Below are 19,703 nucleotides of genomic sequence, written 5' to 3'. Positions count from 1 at the left end.
TAAATGGAAAAACGGGGTGTGCCACTCTATGAAAGTATTTATTGATTTAATGTGGTATTTCAAGCAGGAAAAATGGCGCTACGGGGGAGGGATTGCTATCCTGGCAATCGTATCGGTCCTCTCCCTGCTCCCGCCTTACATCGTCGGGGTCATCGTGGACCATATTTCTATGGAAACATTGACAGAGGAGATTTTGTGGCAGTGGATGCTCATTTTATTCGGCCTCGCCATTACCGTGTATGTGTTCCGTTATATTTGGCGCATTTTAATCTTCGGCTCGGCGATTCGGCTGGCCCGGCTTCTGCGGAACCAGCTTTACGGACATTTTTCAAAAATGACGTCCTCGTTTTTTCAAAAACGGCGGACAGGTGATTTAATGGCTCATGCGACAAATGATATTCGCGCAGTGGAGCAGACAGCAGGAGCCGGCGTCCTGACGCTTGTCGACTCATTGACTATGGGCGGATTTGTTATTTTAACGATGGCTGTTACGATCAGCTGGGAATTAACACTTATTGCGCTGATCCCCATGCCGTTTATGGCTCTGGCCACGAGCAAATACGGGGCAATGCTCCATAAACGGTTTTCAAAAGCCCAGGCGGCATTTTCCTCACTAAACGATAAGGTGCAGGAAAGCATGTCTGGAGTTAAAGTAATTAAAACGTTCGGGTATGAAAAAGAAGATGCGGACTCATTCAGAAAAGAGTCGGACAATGTGGTCAATAAAAACATTGAAGTGGCTAAAGTGGATGCGCTGTTTGACCCGACCATTTCACTTATTGTCGGATTTTCTTTCTTTTTATCCATTGTTTTCGGCTCAATGTTTGTTGTTGCAGGCGACATTACAATCGGCCAGCTGACGAGTTTTACGGTGTATTTAGGTCTGCTGATTTGGCCGATGCTGGCATTTGGCTGGTTGTTTAACATCGTTGAACGGGGGCGGGCTTCCTATGACCGCATCTCCAGTCTGCTGGCGGTCAAACAGGAGATCGTCGATGAACCGGATGCAGACCAGAATCCCCCGGAAGGAGAGATCACTTTCCGGATCGGCCGTTTTTCATATGAGCAGGAAGAAGCCCCGGCTTTACAAAATATCAATTTACATATTTCACGTGGAGAGACACTGGGGATTGCCGGCAGGACGGGGAGCGGTAAAACAACGCTTGTCCGTTCTTTAATGAGGGACTTTGATATTGATGAAGGGACGATTCTGTTTAAACAGAAGCCGATTCACCGTTATACGCTGGATGCGCTGAGAACGACGGTTGGGTATGTCCCGCAGGACCACTTTCTCTTTTCCGCTACCATTGCTGATAATATCAGTTTCGCAAAGCCCGACGCGTCTTATGCGGAAATTATGGAAGCGGCCCGGCTTGCTGCCATTCACGATGATATTCTTCAGTTCGATGATGGATATGAAACTGTCGTAGGAGAACGGGGTGTCACCCTTTCGGGAGGGCAAAAGCAGCGGATTTCTATTGCCCGTGCTCTGCTTGCTGACCCGGAAGTCCTTGTGCTGGATGATTCGTTGTCAGCAGTGGATGCGAAAACGGAAGAACAGATATTGCATCATCTAAGAGAACTGCGTGCCGGAAAAACAACTTTTATTACCGCTCACAGGCTGAGTGCCATTAAACATGCTGACCAGATTGCAGTAATGGACAACGGGACAATCAGTGAACACGGCACCCATGAGGAGTTAATGGCTAACAACCGCTGGTACCGGAAAATGTACGATCATCAGCAGCTTGAGTCCTTAGTTAAAAAAGGGGGTGAACCGTCATGATTGAGCGCCACAAACATTTACTCACCCCATTGCCGCAGAGGCCGGTGTTTAAAAGGCTGCTTGCTTACGCGAAAAGCCATTGGAAAATACTGAGTGTGGCCATGGTTCTCCTCGTAGGCGGAACAGGGGCAGAAATATTAGGGCCGATCCTTATCAAAATATTTATCGATGACTTTTTAACACCTGGAGTGTTTGATCTGCAGCCGCTTATTTTTCTCGGAGCGGGCTACGTGCTTCTTCATTTGTCTGCCGCGGTAATGAATTACACCCAGTCTCTGTTGTTTCAAAAGACAGCACTTAAGATCATACAAAAACTGAGGATTGATATATTTGAAAAGGTAGAGCAGCTCGGCCTGTCATTTTTTGACCAGTTCCCGACAGGGGGACTCGTGTCAAGAATTACAAATGATACTGAACAGGTGAAAGAGCTGTATGTGAGTGTACTGGCAACTTTCCTGCAGAATATTGTTTTCCTGATCGGTGTCTTTGCAGCTATGTTTTATTTGAACGTCCAGCTCGCCCTGTTTTGTCTCGTGTTACTGCCGATGATTTATATTATTATGCATTTGTACAGGAAATTCAGTTCGGCATATTACGCCGAAATGAGTGAAAAACTGAGTGAATTAAACGCTCGTTTAAATGAGTCAATTCAGGGAATGGCAATAATACAGCTGTTTCGACAGGAACGGCGCATGAACAGGGAATTTAAAAAAATTAATGAAGCCCACCATAATGCATGGTATAAGAGCATGAAGCTTGACGGCCTGCTACTGCGTCCTGCGGTCGATTTTATTTCCATTATGGCGCTCGTACTCGTCTTAACTTTTTTCGGAATCACGTCCTTAAACAGTCCGGTTGAAATCGGTGTGCTCTATGCCTTCGTAAATTACCTCGACCGTTTTTTTGAGCCGGTAAACCAGATTATGCAGCGGCTCTCAATTTTCCAGCAGGCGATGATTTCAGCGGGAAGAGTGTTCCGTCTTATGGATCACGACGAATTTGCACCGGCTAAAACTGGGACAGCGGACCCGCAGATTACAAAAGGCGAGATTGAGTTTAGAAATGTGACGTTTTCTTACGACGGCAGACAGGATGTATTAAAGAATATCAGCTTTAAAGTAAATGAAGGTGACACACTGGCTCTTGTCGGCCATACGGGCAGCGGTAAAAGTTCAATTATTAATTTACTGATGCGCTTTTATACGGTGGAACACGGTGAAATACTTATCGATGGCATACCGGTAGAAGAATTCAGCAATGAGGAACTGCGTTCTAAAATGGGGCTCGTGCTTCAGGATCCTTTTCTTTTCGTAGGAGACGTCACGCATAACATCCGTCTTTTTGATTCGGACATCAGTGACAGCAAGGTCAAAGAAGCAGCTGAATTTGTTCATGCTGACCCGTTTATCAGAGAGCTCCCGAAAGGTTACGGCCATCCGGTAGGAGAGAGGGGAGCCACATTTTCAAGCGGGCAGAGACAGCTGCTGTCTTTCGCCAGGACGATGGCTAAAGAGCCGAAAATACTTGTCCTTGATGAAGCGACCGCAAGCGTGGACACAGAAACAGAAACAGAAATCCAGAAAGCACTGGAAAAAATGAGGCGCGGCAGAACGACAATTGCGATTGCCCATCGTCTGTCAACTATTAAAAATGCCGACCATATCCTTGTCCTTTACCAGGGAAGAATTGTTGAACAAGGAAAACACGAAGAACTATTAGCTCAAAAAGGCCTGTATGAAAAAATGTATCTGCTGCAGCAAGGGGCGGAAAAACTGGCCGTTTCAGAGCAGGGACCAGCGATTTAGATAAAGGGGGTTTTTGGCCATGGCGGATATTTTTGAAAAAGTATTAATAGAAGCACCGGCAAAAGAAGTTTTTGAGCAAGTTGCCGATCCTGAAAAGGCAAAAGATATGTTTGTAAGTGTTACAAAAGTAGAGAGTCTGAATGACAAAGTAAAGGAGCCGGGGGCCAAGTACAGGGAATACCGCCAGCTGTCAAACCGTAAAGTCGGTACGGACGTAGAAATCACTGAGTATCAGCCTTTTGAAATATACGGTTTAACAAGCCAGGCAAACGGCATGAAAGTAAACTACCGGTACAGTTTTAAGGACGTCCAGGACGGCTGGACGGAAATCACTTTTGAGGGGACAGTCATTCCGGAGAAGTTTATTCTGAAACTGACTAAACCGATTGTGACGCGAATGCTGATCAGGGAAGAGAAAGACCATTTAATCTACCTCAAAAAATTTATAGAAGGTGAACATTGAGTGAACATTATTGACTTCTATACGCTCCAGGGGTACGGTATAAGTAACAAACGGTAGAGGTGAAAAGTATGGATGAAAAATTAACGATTCCTCTGACACCTGAAAAAACTCCGGCTAAAATGCGGTCTGAAGAAGACAAAAAACTGCTGATTCAGCGGTTAAAGCGTGTGGAAGGCCAAGTAAGAGGCATTCAGAAAATGATCGAGGAAGACCGGTACTGCGTCGATATCCTCGTCCAGGTATCGGCTGTCAACGCAGCTCTTAAAAAAGTAGGGTATACGCTTCTTGAAGACCATACCCGGGGCTGTGTAACGAATGCTGTCAAACAGGGTGAGGGAGAAGAAACCATCAATGAACTGATGAAAGTGATCCAGCAGTTTTCAAAATCCTGACTGCCGGAAAAACCTCCAGCGCCGCTGCAGCGGCGCTGCACTGGGGTCAAAAAGCTGTATCCTGCCGTTTATCTGCCTGACACCAGGCATCACCTTAATTACTAAATTTAAAGGAGAGAGTCACTATGAAAAAAGAAACCATCCAAGTAGAAGGAATGACATGCAACCATTGCAAACAGGCTGTAGAAGGCGCTTTAAATAAAGTGGACGGGGTGGCAAAAGCAGAAGTAAACCTTGATGCCAATAATGTAACCGTTGAATACGAGGACAGCCAGGTGAACCTTTCCACTCTTAAAGAAGAAATTGAAGATCAAGGGTACGACGTCGTATAAAATAAATTTTTATACCAAGGCGGCAGTTGACCGAAGCTTAGGCTTTTTAAAAGCTTGAGAGAAGAGGATCAAACGGCTTGGACAAGCAAGGTATTCGTATTGTCTGAGGAAACCTTTACAGTTAAGCAGGCTGCTCCCGTTAAGGAGCAGCTTTTTTATATCACCGGCGCCAGTAAACGCACGCCTTGAGCACGGTTCGTTCGAGTGCGAGGACAGGATAAAATAATTTATTCTTTACACTTATGTGTGGTATGATACGGAAGGAATATACCTGTACGTGTATACTGTAAATATTGAAATTAGGTGATGATATGCTTGTTTTAAAAAGAGTGGTTTTTGGCTTAATGGCTGTGTCCGCCGTCTTATTTTTATGGATGGGACAGGAACAGCAGCAATTTGAGGAAGGCGGAGAAGGGCCTTTATCTTATGCTCAGCCAGGCCATGACGCCCCGGACTTTGAAGCGCAGACATTTGATGACCAGTCCTTTTCTCTTGCTGAAGCCAAGGGGGAGAAAGGTATCGTTCTCTATTTTTGGACTTCATGGTGCCCTTATTGCCAGGCTTCAAGTGAAGCAATCGAAAAGGCCCATCAGGACTACGGCAATGAAGTGGCCCTTATTGGCATCAATGCGTCCCACCAGGATCAGCTTTCTGAAGCCGAACAATTTATTTCAAGAAACAGCCTGACCTTTACAAATATCATTGATGAAAACGGAAGCGTCTCAGAAAGGTATTACGTACCGCCGGTGCCTGCCACTGTCTTCATTAATAAAGAAGGCGCCATTACGTACCGGAAAACAGGGGCGTTGACTTATGCTGAATTAGAGAGGGAAATTCAGGCACTGAGACAGGGGGAGGGTTCATAATATGTTTCATCCGCTAACGACATGGTCGATTGGACCGCTAACTTTATCAGTGGAACTTTTATTCCTGCTGCTTGCACTTATGACAGGTTTCTTCGCTGTCTCCCGTTATTTAAAGTGGAAAGGGACAGAGCAGCAGGAGGAAATAATGGATAAAGTGACGATCGCTGTTATAGCAGGAGTGGCTGTATTTAAATTCTGGCCGTTTGTGCTTCAGCCGTCACTCCTGTCGGACTTAAGAAATTTAATCTACTTTTCAGGAGGCCCGTGGGCAGTTCCTGCCGCAATGGCCGCAGCTTTCCTGATTATCATTATTTACTTTTTCCGTAAGCAGTGGCCTGCAGATGTATGGGAAGCGCTTCTGGGCGGGGTGCTCATTTCACTCATATTTTTTAATATTTTTGTCCGTCAGTACGGCGCAGTTTCACCGTTTAATACAGGTTTCAGCCTTGAAGGCGCGACGGTCCACCCGGTAAATTTTTATTATGTATGGCTTTATTTCCTGTCCTTTCTTGGCGCTCTTGTCTTCTTTAAAAAAGAAGCGGTTACCGGAAAAAGTGTGTATTTTATTATTTCTATTGTGGCTGTGTACTTACTTATGATGCCATTTCATGTATAATAAACTTGTACTAATTTTTCAAAGGCTCTATTAGTCATATGTTTGATAGAGGGGTAATGTGATCACCTTGGTCTGCAGGGCGTCTGCGGAAGGAAAGCGTGATGCTGAATCTTTCTAAAGGGGTTTTTTAAGGGCCGCACATCATTTAAGACGGCATTTAATTGTCAGGGGGTAATTTCAATGTACGCCATCTTATTTACAATTTTAGCTGTCTGTATGGCTTTGTTTGCTATATTTGTCCGTATGAAAGCGATGAAACGGCCGGCTTCAGTAAGGAAAATACTGATTCCGCCTCTCGCCATGTCTACCGGCTTTCTTATGTTCCTGTATCCGCCGGTCAGGGAAATCACTGGTCTTGAAGTGATTGAAGCCTTTACGGTTGGCCTGCTTTTTTCTATTATTCTTATTAAAACGTCATCGTTTGAAATACGCGGCAGAGACATATATATGAAGCGCTCCAAAGCATTTCCTTTTATTCTGCTTGGACTGCTGGGACTGAGAATCGCTTTTAAACTGACTTTCGGGATTTACTTCGAATACGAAGTACTTGCCGGTATGTTCTTTATCCTCGCATTCGGCATGATTTTGCCATGGCGTATTGCCATGTATATTAAATTTAAAGAAGTGGAGCGTCAGCTGAAAGCCCGCCAGGCGTCAGCAGACTCCAAATGGCCATTACAGATGCAAAACCCGGCACCTTAATCCGTTACGGAAGGTGCCGGGCTTTTTTATTGATTGGCTTGGTTAAAGGTTGATTTAAAGACCAATTGAAGCGGAAGGAGCGAGACTCCTGCGGGAAAAGCGGATTCAAGGGAGACCCCACAGGCGCTTTGCGCCGAGGAGGCTACCGAACCGCCCGCGGAAAGCGAGCATCCTGAAGCGTAAATTAATAGCAAAGCTTAACTGAGCTTATTGATTAAAATAGGCTTCATAAGGGTCTGCATCAATGTTTTTTTCAGCAAGCTTTTTTCTCAGAAATTTGTGATCACGTTTCGGGGTAGCGAGAATATATCCTTTAATAATCAATTCTACATGCATTTCCCCGGCTTTTTCCTCGAGTGCAAGTTCGCCGATCTTTCCGGCTATTTTCCCTTTTGCCACATCGCGGAATATTTCAGGAACCGGCTCCACCAGCTCATTTAAAAACTTTTTCTGGTCGTCTGTCCATAAATGGAGCGTTTCATTAATATAATAATCCTGCCAGTCCAATATTGATTTTCCATCCTCTTTCGGCATCTTTTTCAAAAACTTGCGGAACATAAAATAACCGCCAATGGCGATGAGTACAAAAATAAACACGGACCACAGAAATATAAACCACATAAAAATATCATTGCCCATAACCTTACCACCTCTTTCTGTCCGATTATTATTTTACGACATTTCCACTGTTCTGAAAAGACTTAGCTTATTTTTGTAAACAGGGGTGAAAAGAAACGTGCGGGTTATAGAAAAGTAGGATTTCACCCCCCTCTATAAGTCCTGCAAACCAATTAGAACAGAAAGCGTTCGACCCATGAAAAGAGGCCTGAAGTCAAATATGATTGAATAGTGTAAATTATTAAAAAATATGTAAGGGGTTGGTTAAAATTTTAAAGAAAAAGAGGTTCATAAGCGGGATCAGTCTTTTAAGTGTGATGGGCCTGGCCGCCATGATCCAGTTCGGTGCCGGTGCAGATTCCGAGTTAACGGCTGAGCAGGAATTACGCTCAGATCTGCTGGAAATTATTCAAAACGATGACCTTGACCACGCTCTGCCGTCTGTGCACGTCAGATCGGCGGAGTCAGATGAGGACATGTTCTCTTATAACAGTGACACGAGTGTTGTTCCCGCCTCCGGGCAAAAACTTTTAACCGGTGCGGCGGCTCTCGATGTATTGGGACCGGATCACACGTTTACAACAGGGGTTTACAGTGACGGAAGACTTTCGGGGAAAGTGTTACATAGTGATCTTTATTTGAAAGGGACCGGAGACCCGACAATGCTTTCTGAAGATTATGATGAACTGGCTCAGGAGATCGCCGGACAGGGGATTAAAGTGATTCAGGGCGATCTCGTAGCAGATGATACCTTCTTTGATGATATGAGACTGTCTCTCGATATGTCATGGTTTAACCAGCGCCGCCACACAGCTGCCCAGGTTTCTGCCCTGACAGTGTCACCTGATGAAGATTATGACGCCGGTTCAGTGATAGTGGAAGTTTATCCCGGTGATGAAGCAGGGGATGAGACGACAGCCACCGTTTACCCTCACACTGACTATGTGACTATTCTTAACGATGTAGATACAGTAGAAGCCGGCGGGCCGCGTACGGTAAACTGGGGTCGTGAACACGGCAACAACAATATTTTTGTTGAAGGAACGATTCCGACAGACGGAAATAGATGGCGGAACTGGATTGCCATCTGGGAACCGACTGAGCTCGCCCAAAGCCTTTTCCATCAGTCTCTTGAGGAGCACGGAGTCAAAGTCCAGGGGGAACTCACTCTAGGTGAAACACCTGAAGGGGCGGTGGCGCTTGCCGAAAGGGAGTCAATGCCGCTGTCCGAGCTGTTCGATCCATTCATGAAGCTCAGTAACAATAGCATTGCTGAAATTTTAACAAAAACAATGGGAAAAAAAATCAACGGTGAAGGAAGCTGGAATGCTGGACTTGCTGTAGTAGAAGATTACCTGGAGGGAGCCGGGCTTAATACATCTGCAATTCAGCTGCGGGACGGTTCAGGAATGTCTCATTTAAATAAAATACCAACAGAAGAGATGACTAAACTTCTCCGGCACGTGCAGCAGGAAGACTGGTACGACATTTATTACAGCTCTCTTCCGGTCGCGGGAGCCTCTGACCGCATGACAGGAGGAACATTAAGAAACCGCATGATTGGTACAGCTGCAGAAGGGAACGTCCAGGCGAAGACAGGAACTGTCACCTCTAAAACGTCTTTATCAGGATATGTGACTACGGCAGATGAAGAAGAACTGATCTTCTCTATCATTATAAACAACTATACCGGCAGCCATCCAAAACACCTCGAAGATGAAATTGCCGAAAGACTTGCTGAGTTTTCCAGGGAGCAAGAAGAATAGCAGAAGCAATAACACACTCCGGTGAGGAATCTTACCGGAGGCTTTTTGTTTTTTAAGCGGCGAGTTCAGATATAATCAAATCGACATTTTTCGAAGGTATTAGCTATAAATCAAAGCAAATACATCCCTGCTGCCCAAACATCCCTCCACAGCGTCCTTGACCATCCAGAGGTTTAAATTATAATTATCTCTGTAGTGAAAATTCAGAAATATGAAAATTCCATGGTCTTTTTGAGCTTCAAAGAAAGTAAAAATCATATACGGGCCTTTGGATTTTCAAAAACAAGAAAGGGGAGACATTTATTTGAAAACGCTTACAAATTTATCAACGAAGTTAATGCAACGTTTTTTGCCTGATCCGTTTTTATTTGTCATCATACTGACACTTGTTGTTTTTCTATTGGGTCTGGCTCTCACTCCGAGCAGCCCGGTGGAAATGGTGGCCTATTGGGGCGAAGGGTTCTGGGACTTGCTGGCGTTTGCTATGCAAATGGTCCTCGTACTGGTCACCGGCTATGTGCTTGCAAGCAGTGCTGTCTTTAAAAAGGGGCTGCAAAAGATAGCGGCGCTTGCCGGAACCCCAGGCCAGGCGATTGTCCTGGTCACTCTCGTTGGGCTCACTGCGAGCTGGATAAACTGGGGCTTCGGGCTCGTCATTGGCGCCCTGTTCGCCAAAGAACTGGCTAAGCGTGTTACTAATGTGGATTACCGGCTGCTAATTGCAAGCGCTTACAGTGGATTTATCGTCTGGCACGGCGGATTGGCAGGCTCTATTCCGTTGACAATAGCGACAGATGGCCATTTCTCTGAAGATATTATTGGGCTCGTTTCAACAGGCGATACGATTTTTGCTCCTTTTAATTTAATTATCGTAGCTGCCTTGTTTGTTTCTGTCCCTATACTGAACTGGCTGATGATAAATTCGAAAGACGCAGTGCACGTGGATCCGAAATTACTTGATGATTCTGCTGAAATGGGAGGAACAAAACCGAAGAGCGGACAAACGCCTGCGGAAAGAATGGAAAACAGTGTCATTTTGTCCATGATTACCGGATTCCTCGGGTTAGCATTTATTTTATATTATCTGATAACCAACGGTTTTGACTTAAACCTGAACATTGTGAACTTTATTTTCCTTTTCCTGGGAATTCTGTTCCATATGACACCGAGAAACTACTTAGCAAGTGTTTCAGCGGCGGTGAAGAATGCCGGGGGAATTATTATTCAATTTCCTTTTTACGCGGGAATTATGGGAATGATGGTCGCATCCGGCTTAGTCGTCCAGTTTTCAGAGTGGTTTGTTTCGGTCTCTAATGAGTTTACCTTCCCTCTCTTTGCTTTTATAAGCGCAGGGATCGTCAATTTCTTTGTGCCTTCAGGGGGCGGACAGTGGGCAGTTCAGGCGCCAATTATGCTTTCTGCAGGACAGGAGCTCGGTGTCAGTGCAGCCAGAACCGCCATGGCAGTGGCATGGGGAGACGCGTGGACAAATATGATTCAACCGTTCTGGGCGCTTCCGGCTCTAGCCATCGCCGGTTTAAATGCCCGGGATATTATGGGCTTCTGTGTGTGGGTCCTCGTCTTAAGCGGAGTGGTCATAGGCTTGGGGCTTATGCTTCTTTAACTGGTAAAGGCTCAGAGGGAAGAAGCCTCTGAGCCTTTAATTGTTATCGTAAAAATAATAATATTTAACATTATCATTGCACTGGCATAAACCATGAAGCTGGAGTTCTTCGGTCATATCGAAGAATTTCAGCTTATTTTCATAAGAAGCGGCACGGTCTTCTAAATACCGTTCAATTCGTTGAACCGCTGTATAAACCTCAGCCGGCTCCATTTTAAATTTGTCGGCAGCTTCCAGCACCGGTGAATGCTGTTGAAGCAGCTGGATATAATGATTCTCAGACAATGCCTCATCAGCCAGAGTTAACTCTTTAGATTCTACAAATTGAAACAGGCGTTTCACGTTTTCCGGCAAACTGGCAATGCATTTACGACGGGCAAATTCATACCGTTGATGGCTCATACTAATGTCTCCTCTCAAAAAAAAGGCAATAATCGTAATCGTTTCGATTTATTAATCATTTAATCATATTAGATACAAAAAAGTAAAGAGTGAGATAACTATTTTTTTAAAAAAACAAAAGAAGCCAGGCAGATCAGGGAAAATTCTTTCCAGTTTTCTCACCTTAAGGGAAACAGCTGCTTCCTTGTCTGAATTTACCCTTTGACAAACCGTAATTATTACGATATGATCACAATACAAATCGTAAAAATTACGGTTTATGTAATTGGCAGGTGGTATATATGAGCTTTCAAGCACCTCGCATACCCGTCTCTATATTAACTGGGTTTCTCGGTTCCGGTAAGACTACGCTGCTGAATGCCATTTTAGCTGATAAGCAAGAGGAACGCATAGCAGTGATTGTCAATGAATTTGGGGATGCAGGCATCGACCAGCAGCTGGTCATTGGCGCACAAGAAGAGATTTTTGAATTAAATAACGGCTGTTTGTGCTGTAAAATAAGAACGGATTTAATAAATACGCTGTATGCACTTATACAGGCGGTGGAAGAACAGGGACATGAGCCTTTTGACCGGGTCCTGATCGAAACGTCAGGGCTTGCGGAACCTGCTCCTGTTGTACAGTCTTTTTTGGTCGATCCTGAGCTTTCAGAGATTTACCATCTCGATACGGTCGTCACAGTCATTGACAGTTACCATTTTTTAAAGCAGGTACAAGAGCATGAAGAAGTCCGTAAACAGGTTGCTTTTGCTGATAAATTTGTTTTAAATAAGGCTGGCTTAGTAAACAGTGAGAGACGCGCTAAAGTAAAAGGCATGCTTGCGAGTTTTAATCCTGCAGCCCCAGTACACGTTACGAGTGATGGGGAAGTCAGTGCAGCTGAACTGCTCAATCAATTTACATTTGATATTGAAGAAAAACTGAGGATTGAACCTGGATTTATGGATCATTCTCACCATCACCACCACGACCATGAGATATCGTCCATTGTGCTGCAAAGCCAAAAGGCAGTGGATATAAAAGAGTTTGAAAAGTGGTTCGGGGATCTTGTAGATAATAAAGGTGAGCAAATGTACAGGTATAAAGGCATTCTGAATGTTGATGGATTTAATAAACGTATTATTTTTCAAGGCATTCATATGCTGTTTGCCGGGAAAGCAGGAGCACCTTGGACGGCAGACGAGGAGCGTAAAAGCCAATTTGTAATTATAGGTAAAGGGCTTGATCAAGATCTGTTTCAAAGAGAATTTGAAGCTTGTTTAACAGAATGAAAATATTAGGAGGTATAAATTAATGGCAAAAAAATCAATGGTGGCACGCCAGCTTAAACGTGAACGAATGGTAGAACAATACGCTGAAAAAAGACGCGAACTTAAAGAGAAAGGGGACTATGCTGCACTGGCAAAACTTCCCCGCAACTCTTCTCCTACACGATTAAATAACCGCTGTAAAGTCAGTGGACGTCCGCGGGGTTATATGCGTAAATTTGAACTTTCCCGTATCAAATTCCGCGAACTGGCACATAATGGCCAGCTGCCGGGCGTTAAAAAATCAAGCTGGTAATAGCGGATAGACGAATCACCTGCTAAAGTGTGTTCCCCCCTTAATATAAAAGACAGCTGAGTGTAATTGCACTCAGCTGTCTTTATGAGTGAAAAGAAAAAGACTAAGGAGTGTCCAAATGAACAGAAAAATACCCGTTACAGTGTTAAGCGGCTACTTAGGTTCAGGGAAAACGACGTTATTAAACCATATTCTCCAAAACAGGGAGAACATGAAAGTTGCTGTCATCGTGAACGACATGAGTGAAGTGAATATCGACGCGTCGATGATCAAACAGGGAGGCTTTTCACGGACGGATGAAAAGCTGGTTCAAATGCAAAACGGGTGTATCTGCTGCACATTGAGGGAAGACCTTATAATTGAAGTGGAAAAACTCGTGCAGGCTGGAGACATTGATTATATAGTGATTGAATCAACAGGAATTTCTGAGCCTATCCCTGTCGCCCAGTCATTCACATACATGGATGAAGAACTCGGTATTAACTTACCTGAACTTTGTAAACTGGATACGATGGTAACCGTAGTAGACGCGAATCGTTTCTGGGATGATTACGGCTCAGGCGAAAGCCTTTTGGACCGTAAACAGACAGACGATGAAGAAGACTTGAGAGAAGTAGTTGATTTATTAATTGATCAAATAGAGTTTGCCAATGTAATTCTTCTTAATAAAACTGACCTAGTGAAAACAGGTGAATTGGAAAAGTTAAGAGGCCTCTTAAGAAAACTTAATGGCGATGCTCAGATTATAGAAACAGTATACTCCCATGTCCCATTAAATAAAGTCATCAATACAGAGGCCTTTAATTTTGAGAAAGTAAGCCAGGGTGCAGGCTGGATTAAGGAACTAAATGAAGAACATATCCCAGAAACAGAGGAATACGGCATCAGCTCCTTTGTTTATAAAAGAAAAAGGCCTTTCCATCCGGAACGGTGGATGGCCTGGCTGGAGAATTGGCCGTCGGAAATTGTGCGTGCGAAAGGATTCTTCTGGCTCGCTTCGAGAAATAACACGGCAGGGCTTCTGTCACAGGCCGGATCGTCTCTGATGATTGAAGCTGCTGGCGAGTGGGTAGCCGTATATCCGGAGGAGGAGAGGCTGCGTCTTATGAATGAAGACCCGGATCTTAAAGAACGCTGGGACCCTTCATTTGGAGACCGAATGACCGAGCTTGTATTTATAGGGATAAAACTGGATCAGAGAGAAATTGAAGAGGCACTGGATAAATGTCTGTTAACGGAGGAAGAAATGACTGGAGACTGGCAGGCCATCCATGACCCGCTTCCTGCTTTTGCTTGAACGGCATATGTTCCGAGGCTGAAACAAAAGAATAGTAACCTTAAAGGAAGCCGAACAACGTTTTAAGAATGTTGTTCGGCCTTTTTGATGATGAAATTAGTGATTTCAAGGCGCAGATGGGCGCTTGCCGCTTAGCGAGCAGGTGAAGTTCATTTAACTTTTAATTTTTTTTGACAAATCGTAATAATTACGATATTATCACAGTATAAATCGTAATTATTACGATTTGTTTTACTGACGGCTTGCTCATCACCCAGTGCTTGGTGTCAATGATTCATACCTCGAACCTCCTGAAGAATTTGACATGAAAGCCGTCTGCCAACTGAATTAAGGGCATACCATCCCCCTTGTTTGGTCCCCTTAAAGTTGAAAATAGAAGCTGAGTGTCCTCCATGCACTCAGCTCTATTTATTCATTACTGCTTTGACAAATAGAAATGAGAAGGAGGAGGTTAAATGATGCTTCAGGACCTTTACCGCCAGCTCATTATGGAGCACGCAAAGAATAGACGGAACAACCGTAAACTTGAAGGTGAACATACCCATTATAAAAATCCCACCTGTGGAGATGTGATGACCCTGTACTGGAAAATGGACGAGTACGGAAAAATTGAAGATATAAGTTTTATAGGGGAAGGATGCAGCATCAGCATGGCTTCCTGTTCTATTATGACGGAACTGGTGCGCGGGAAAACGAAAAAAGAAGTTCACGAAAAGCGGGAAGCAATGGAAAAGCTTATTCGAAGCGGAGAGCGTCCTGACGATTCCATTGATTTAGGAGATGCCCTTTCCTTAGAAGGAGTCCACAAATTGAGGGCCCGCCATAACTGTGCGCTCATGCCTTGGCAAGCTTTGGACAAAGCTTTTTCTAAACGATACTGATAGTGAGGAGAATGATAGATGACAAAGATACCTGTTACAGTATTAAGCGGCTATTTAGGAGCGGGTAAAACAACCATTTTAAATCATATACTAGCGAACAGAGAAGACTATCGTGTCGCGGTCATTGTTAATGACATGAGTGAAATCAATGTAGATGCGGATCTTGTTGAACAGGGTGGTTTTAAACGTACTGATGAAAAGCTGGTAGAGATGTCAAATGGATGCATTTGCTGCACGCTAAGAGAAGACTTGCTTCAAGAAGTAGAAACACTTGTGAAAAAAGGGAATATTGATCATATCGTCATAGAATCCACAGGAATCAGTGAACCTGTTCCTGTTGCTCAGACATTTTCTTACACTGATGAGGAGACAGGTATCGATTTAACCCAATTTTGCTACCTGAATAATATGGTGACGGTGGTCGATGCTTACAGATTCTGGGAAGATTTCTCTTCTGGAGAGACTCTGATCGACCGTTCCCAGGCGGCTGGAGAAGATGATAACCGGGAAGTCGTCGATTTGCTTATTGATCAGATTGAGTTTTGCAATGTGCTTGTGATTAACAAAAAAAATATGATTTCAAAGCAGAAATTAATACAACTGGAAAAAGTTCTCAGGAAACTCCAGCCGGATGCCGAGTTTATTCAAACCACATACGGCCAAATAGATACGGCCGATCTGTTAAACCGCAGCAGGTTTGATTTTGAAAAAGCAAGCAGTTCCGCAGGATGGATTAAAGAACTGGCAGCCGGAGCACATACACCTGAGACTGAAGAGTACGGAATATCGAGCTTTGTCTACAGGCGGAGGCTGCCATTCAGTTCAGAAAGGCTGGCTCAATGGGTAAATGATATGCCGAAAGAAATAGTGAGAGCGAAAGGGATTATCTGGTGCGCCACTCATAACCATTATGCATTAATTTTCTCTCAAGCCGGTCCTTCAATATCAATGAACCCAGTAGCTTATTGGGTAGCTGAACTCCCTGAACAGGAACAAATGCAGTACTTAAAAACGAACAGCAAGTTAAAGGAAGAGTGGGATCTGGAATTCGGAGACAGGAAAACGGAATTTGCAGTGAGCGGAGTAAGGATGGATCCTAAAGAAATTGAAGCTCAACTTGATAATTGTCTGCTGACACCTGAGGAGTTTGATTCAGACTGGAGCTCTCTTCCAAACCCGTTTGTTGAAGAAAAAGTTAAAAATTAAAACTCGTAAAAAGGATCACTCTCAAAAGAGGGTTTGCCAGTCACCTGCTGGCCTCTGCTTACTTTGTAAGAGAAGAATAGTTAACTATATACTTGTAACAGGGTAGCAAGATTAAAAAATCAAGGGAGACAGCATCAGCTGTCTCCCGTTCATTACTTTAGACGTTGTGCGTGCGGCGGCGTACGACTAACATTCCGCCAGCTGCAAGAGCAAGTGCCAGGGCACCGGCAGCCATCATCGGATTATTTGTTGCCGTCTCAGGAAGTTCCCCGCCTTCTTCTGCCTCTTCTAATTCTTTTTCAATAATTTCTTCTACATCTTGTGCGTCTTCAAGCGCTTCTTTCGGGATATTGAAATCTTCTACCCTGTCAAAATTATGGAAGGACATTTCCATCATCTGTTCAATACTGGCAGACTCACCTTCTGCCTGAATATCCATATCAAGATGAAGGTTCATATTGGATAAATAATAGGTGTCCATATCTATGAAGAGCTCATAAGAGAAATCATTGACTTGGATATCGCCCATCATTCCTTCCATCATATCCATATCTTCGTCGCTTAAATCACTCATTGCCTGTTCCATGATCGCCGTCAGTTCCTCGCCGTCTCCGTCATATGTAATGACATAATAGTTATCTTCTTCTGAAAGGGTCAGATCATCATAATAACCTTCTAATTCTTCTACCTGATCATTTGGATGATAGGTCATAGCATCCATAACGTCGGTTCCATCCGCAATTTTTATCCAGCCGCCATCGTGATCTTCCATAAAATAACCTTCTTCAGACATGTAGGAAGTTAAAGTCTCAGTTTCGCCATCCGGCATAATTGTTGTTGTGACCTGGCGCATTTTGAAAGGATCGACAATGACATCCTGTTCTATTTCCGAGTTAAATTCCATCTCTCCTGATACGTCATCAGAAATAAGCTGATAAAGTTCAGTAGTGCTTGAAAAGCTCTCGAGACTGTCCATCGCTTCATTCGAACGGTCCAGAACATCCCCGGCTGTCATCTCATCGTTAGCCACAACACTGTTAGCACCGATTAATAATACTGATAAATATAATGCAGACATTCCAGTTAATTTCTTGTTCTTCGTCAAAATGATCACTCCTGTCTTAAGAATTAATTTTGGAAAAAAAAGACTTACAGCCCTCCTTTTGGAAATCTATTAGTATATTCCTTGCTCGGTTGCTTAATAAACATATTTTTGGAAAAATTATGGTTTTTACCAATTCTTATGTCGATTAGGAGACCTGTGAAAAGCCGTAAAATAAACAGATGAGATGGTACGGGATGTTAAAGGGGTAAAGCGCTAATGAAACTGGGGTTTACAACCAAAATAAAGGGGAAGGGGCTTTTCTGACAGGACATTTTCTAATTTTTAAAGAAGAAAAAGGCATAATAGGGATAAGGAGAGGTTGCAAATGACTGTAGATATCGATTTTCAGTTTGTGGACACAAATGGTATCACCCTGCATACCGCTGTAGCAGGGCCCGAGGACGGACCGCTTGCAGTCTTGCTGCACGGATTTCCGGAATTCTGGTACGGGTGGAAAAACCAAATTGAACCGCTTGTAAATGCTGGCTACAGAGTAGTCGTGCCCGATCAACGAGGCTATAATTTAAGCGAGAAACCTGAAGGGGTAAAGAATTATACAATTGACAAACTGCGCGATGACATTACCGGCCTTATAGAAGCATTCGGAAAAAACAAAGCAGTCATTGCCGGGCACGACTGGGGCGGGGCGGTCGCCTGGTATTTGACCGCCACCAAACCGGAATACGTCGACAAACTGATTGCCATCAATATTCCCCATCCCGGGGCAATGGAAAAAACAATGCGCCGCTACCCGCCACAGTGGCTTAAAAGTTCATATATGTTATTTTTCCAGATTCCAAAAGTACCGGAATCACTCTTTGCCACAGACGGCTATAAACAGATGCGCGAAGCTCTTAAGGCTTCAAGCCAGCCAGGGACGTTTTCAGCGACCGATCTTGAAAGATACACGGAAGCATGGTCGCAAAAAGGCAGTCTCCAAGCTATGCTCAACTGGTACCGGGCTATCTGGTATGCCGACATTCCGAAGGATAAAATAAGCGTAAAAACTAAGATCATATGGGGGATCGGCGACCAGTTCCTCAGTACGGAAACCGCTAAGACCAGTCTCGATTTCCTGACTGACGGCGATCTCGTCTTTGTGGGAGAAGCCACCCACTGGGTAAATCACGAACAGCCAGACATCGTAAACCGCCACATTCTCGATTTTCTAAAATAAAGGTCCGTTAAACGGGCCTTTTTTTGGTTGGCAGGAAAGGGTGCAGGCGGGTTGGTGCAGCGGGGGTAGCAATCTTTATCTGCGACGAGCAAGCGAACGCGGCGCAGAAGCACCAACAAATGTATCAGGAAGAAAAAGCGAGTAAGCAAGAGTATGGGTGAGGAAGAGAGTGTTGAAAGTCCGGTAGGTGCAACGCGTGTAGCACCAACAAACGTATCAGGAAGAAAAAGCGAGTAAGTGAGAGCCAGAGTGAGTAAGTAAGGAGGTGGAGAGCGGTAGGTGCAACGGCGGTAGCACCAACAGATGTATTAGGAAGAAAAAGCGAGTAAACGAGAGTATGAGTGAGGAAGGGAGTGTCGACAGACGGGTAGGTGCAACGAGTGTAGCACCAACAAACGTATCAGGAAGAAAAAGCGAGTAAGTGAGAGTATGAATGAGGAAGTGAGTGTCGGCATGCAAGTTGGTGCTACGGGGATAGCACTCTTTACCTGCGAAGAGCAAGCAAACGACACGCAGAAGCACCAACGCCAGCAAGTCATCAATCATTTAAACCCCACATCCTGCTCCTATAATATATAATTCCGCTTCTTTATGTTTATGCTAAACGTAAAGGAGTGAAACGGACCATGTTAGTGAATATTATTTTAGGAACAGTCATTCCCTGGGTCATACTCATTTATCTATATAAACGAGTCCCGAAAATAGTCTTATTGTTTGTCCCTTTTGGAATTGCGCTGGCCTTTTTAATTAATGACTTGGGGCAGGAAGTCTTTTGGATGGTGACTCCTTTTCTAGAAAATGCTTCGTGGGCGACACTTCCAATTAACATCGGATATTTCCCCATGCTTGCATGTTTATTTGCTTACATTAAGATAAGGAACATCATAAAAGACTGGGTCTTGTTAATTTTTTCAATTAGCGGGGGAGTAGCCCTTGAGTTTACTGCTGTGACGTTTGGCAAAGTCATTTATCTTAATAACTGGAATTTGTTTTATACTTCCCTGACCTATTTGGCCGGAATTATGCTGACTTTCTTTTATTTATTATTGGTGCGTAAGTTCAGGTTCTTATAATTCCCCGCCCTTTCAAAAAATCCATCTTT

General features: G+C 44.1%; 20 protein-coding genes. 17 read left to right on the top strand and 3 right to left on the bottom strand.

Features of this window, described 5'->3' with window-relative positions:
- Window positions 1-28: 28 nt before the first annotated feature.
- From BMW59_RS02735 to BMW59_RS02700, 8 genes are all read left to right on the top strand, one after another.
- Window positions 29-1,786: an ABC transporter transmembrane domain-containing protein gene (locus BMW59_RS02735; RefSeq protein ID WP_093047493.1), complete on the top strand. Its 1,758-nt coding sequence runs from the start codon at window positions 29-31 to the stop codon at window positions 1,784-1,786.
- A complete protein-coding gene (locus BMW59_RS02730; RefSeq protein WP_093047492.1) occupies window positions 1,783-3,591 on the top strand; it encodes an ABC transporter ATP-binding protein in 1,809 nt (602 codons plus the stop codon). Before BMW59_RS02735 ends, BMW59_RS02730 begins: the two co-directional genes overlap by 4 nt.
- Before the next feature lie 19 nt (window positions 3,592-3,610).
- The gene (locus BMW59_RS02725) at window positions 3,611-4,054 is read left to right on the top strand and encodes a DUF3284 domain-containing protein (RefSeq protein WP_093047491.1); all 444 of its coding nucleotides are present in this window, start codon (window positions 3,611-3,613) and stop codon (window positions 4,052-4,054) included.
- A 68-nt stretch (window positions 4,055-4,122) separates the two neighbouring features.
- Window positions 4,123-4,446 carry a metal-sensing transcriptional repressor gene (locus BMW59_RS02720; protein ID WP_093047490.1) on the top strand — a complete coding sequence of 108 codons (324 nt, stop codon included), beginning with the start codon at window positions 4,123-4,125 and terminating at the stop codon, window positions 4,444-4,446.
- A 125-nt stretch (window positions 4,447-4,571) separates the two neighbouring features.
- Entirely contained in the window at window positions 4,572-4,778 is a 207-nt protein-coding gene (copZ, locus tag BMW59_RS02715) for a copper chaperone CopZ (RefSeq protein ID WP_093047489.1), read from the top strand.
- 293 nt (window positions 4,779-5,071) lie between these two features.
- Window positions 5,072-5,644 carry a peroxiredoxin family protein gene (locus BMW59_RS02710; protein ID WP_177174164.1) on the top strand — a complete coding sequence of 191 codons (573 nt, stop codon included), beginning with the start codon at window positions 5,072-5,074 and terminating at the stop codon, window positions 5,642-5,644.
- Window position 5,645: 1 nt separating this feature from the next.
- On the top strand, window positions 5,646-6,260 hold the full coding sequence (locus tag BMW59_RS02705) for a hypothetical protein (protein ID WP_093047487.1): 615 nt from the start codon (window positions 5,646-5,648) through the stop codon (window positions 6,258-6,260).
- 180 nt (window positions 6,261-6,440) lie between these two features.
- Window positions 6,441-6,962: a CcdC family protein gene (locus tag BMW59_RS02700; RefSeq protein ID WP_093047486.1), complete on the top strand. Its 522-nt coding sequence runs from the start codon at window positions 6,441-6,443 to the stop codon at window positions 6,960-6,962.
- A gap of 207 nt (window positions 6,963-7,169) precedes the next feature.
- Here the strand turns inward: BMW59_RS02700 and BMW59_RS02695 are convergent, their stop codons facing one another.
- Entirely contained in the window at window positions 7,170-7,601 is a 432-nt protein-coding gene (locus tag BMW59_RS02695) for a DUF2621 domain-containing protein (RefSeq protein ID WP_093047485.1), read from the bottom strand.
- Between the two features lie 239 nt (window positions 7,602-7,840).
- Between BMW59_RS02695 and dacB the strand changes: the two genes are divergently transcribed.
- Window positions 7,841-9,346, top strand: coding sequence for a D-alanyl-D-alanine carboxypeptidase/D-alanyl-D-alanine endopeptidase (gene dacB / locus BMW59_RS02690; protein ID WP_245732923.1), 1,506 nt, complete (start codon window positions 7,841-7,843; stop codon window positions 9,344-9,346).
- 304 nt (window positions 9,347-9,650) lie between these two features.
- Window positions 9,651-10,970, top strand: coding sequence for a short-chain fatty acid transporter (locus tag BMW59_RS02685; RefSeq protein ID WP_093047483.1), 1,320 nt, complete (start codon window positions 9,651-9,653; stop codon window positions 10,968-10,970).
- Between the two features lie 36 nt (window positions 10,971-11,006).
- Here the strand turns inward: BMW59_RS02685 and BMW59_RS02680 are convergent, their stop codons facing one another.
- Window positions 11,007-11,372 carry a hypothetical protein gene (locus BMW59_RS02680; RefSeq protein WP_093047482.1) on the bottom strand — a complete coding sequence of 122 codons (366 nt, stop codon included), beginning with the start codon at window positions 11,370-11,372 and terminating at the stop codon, window positions 11,007-11,009.
- 281 nt (window positions 11,373-11,653) lie between these two features.
- Here BMW59_RS02680 and BMW59_RS02675 point away from each other — a divergent pair, with 281 nt between their 5' ends.
- The 5 genes from BMW59_RS02675 (at window position 11,654) to BMW59_RS02655 (ending at window position 16,319) form a co-directional block, all read left to right on the top strand.
- A complete protein-coding gene (locus BMW59_RS02675; protein ID WP_093047481.1) occupies window positions 11,654-12,643 on the top strand; it encodes a CobW family GTP-binding protein in 990 nt (329 codons plus the stop codon).
- 22 nt (window positions 12,644-12,665) lie between these two features.
- On the top strand, window positions 12,666-12,935 hold the full coding sequence (rpsN, locus tag BMW59_RS02670; RefSeq protein WP_093047480.1) for a 30S ribosomal protein S14: 270 nt from the start codon (window positions 12,666-12,668) through the stop codon (window positions 12,933-12,935).
- Between the two features lie 118 nt (window positions 12,936-13,053).
- A complete protein-coding gene (locus BMW59_RS02665; RefSeq protein ID WP_093047479.1) occupies window positions 13,054-14,232 on the top strand; it encodes a GTP-binding protein in 1,179 nt (392 codons plus the stop codon).
- Window positions 14,233-14,690: 458 nt separating this feature from the next.
- Window positions 14,691-15,113, top strand: a complete 423-nt coding sequence (gene sufU, locus BMW59_RS02660) for a Fe-S cluster assembly sulfur transfer protein SufU (RefSeq protein WP_093047708.1) — start codon at window positions 14,691-14,693, stop codon at window positions 15,111-15,113.
- Window positions 15,114-15,131: 18 nt separating this feature from the next.
- A complete protein-coding gene (locus BMW59_RS02655) occupies window positions 15,132-16,319 on the top strand; it encodes a GTP-binding protein (protein WP_093047478.1) in 1,188 nt (395 codons plus the stop codon).
- 157 nt (window positions 16,320-16,476) lie between these two features.
- On the opposite strand, the gene BMW59_RS02650 is transcribed toward BMW59_RS02655, so the two are convergent.
- Complete coding sequence (locus BMW59_RS02650; RefSeq protein WP_093047477.1) at window positions 16,477-17,424, bottom strand: DUF6612 family protein; 948 nt, start codon at window positions 17,422-17,424, stop codon at window positions 16,477-16,479.
- Window positions 17,425-17,749: 325 nt separating this feature from the next.
- Between BMW59_RS02650 and BMW59_RS02645 the strand changes: the two genes are divergently transcribed.
- Together BMW59_RS02645 and BMW59_RS02640 are read left to right on the top strand one after the other, a co-directional pair.
- Window positions 17,750-18,601 carry an alpha/beta fold hydrolase gene (locus BMW59_RS02645; protein WP_093047476.1) on the top strand — a complete coding sequence of 284 codons (852 nt, stop codon included), beginning with the start codon at window positions 17,750-17,752 and terminating at the stop codon, window positions 18,599-18,601.
- A 626-nt stretch (window positions 18,602-19,227) separates the two neighbouring features.
- Window positions 19,228-19,674, top strand: a complete 447-nt coding sequence (locus BMW59_RS02640; protein ID WP_093047475.1) for a hypothetical protein — start codon at window positions 19,228-19,230, stop codon at window positions 19,672-19,674.
- The last annotated feature ends 29 nt before the right edge of the window (window positions 19,675-19,703 follow it).

The sequence above is a fragment of the Salipaludibacillus aurantiacus genome (genome assembly GCF_900111295.1).
GTDB classification, from domain to species: Bacteria; Bacillota; Bacilli; order Bacillales; family Salisediminibacteriaceae; genus Salipaludibacillus; species Salipaludibacillus aurantiacus.
The sequence above is the reverse complement of the archived record's forward strand: the minus strand, read 5'-3'. Positions and strand labels throughout refer to the sequence as shown.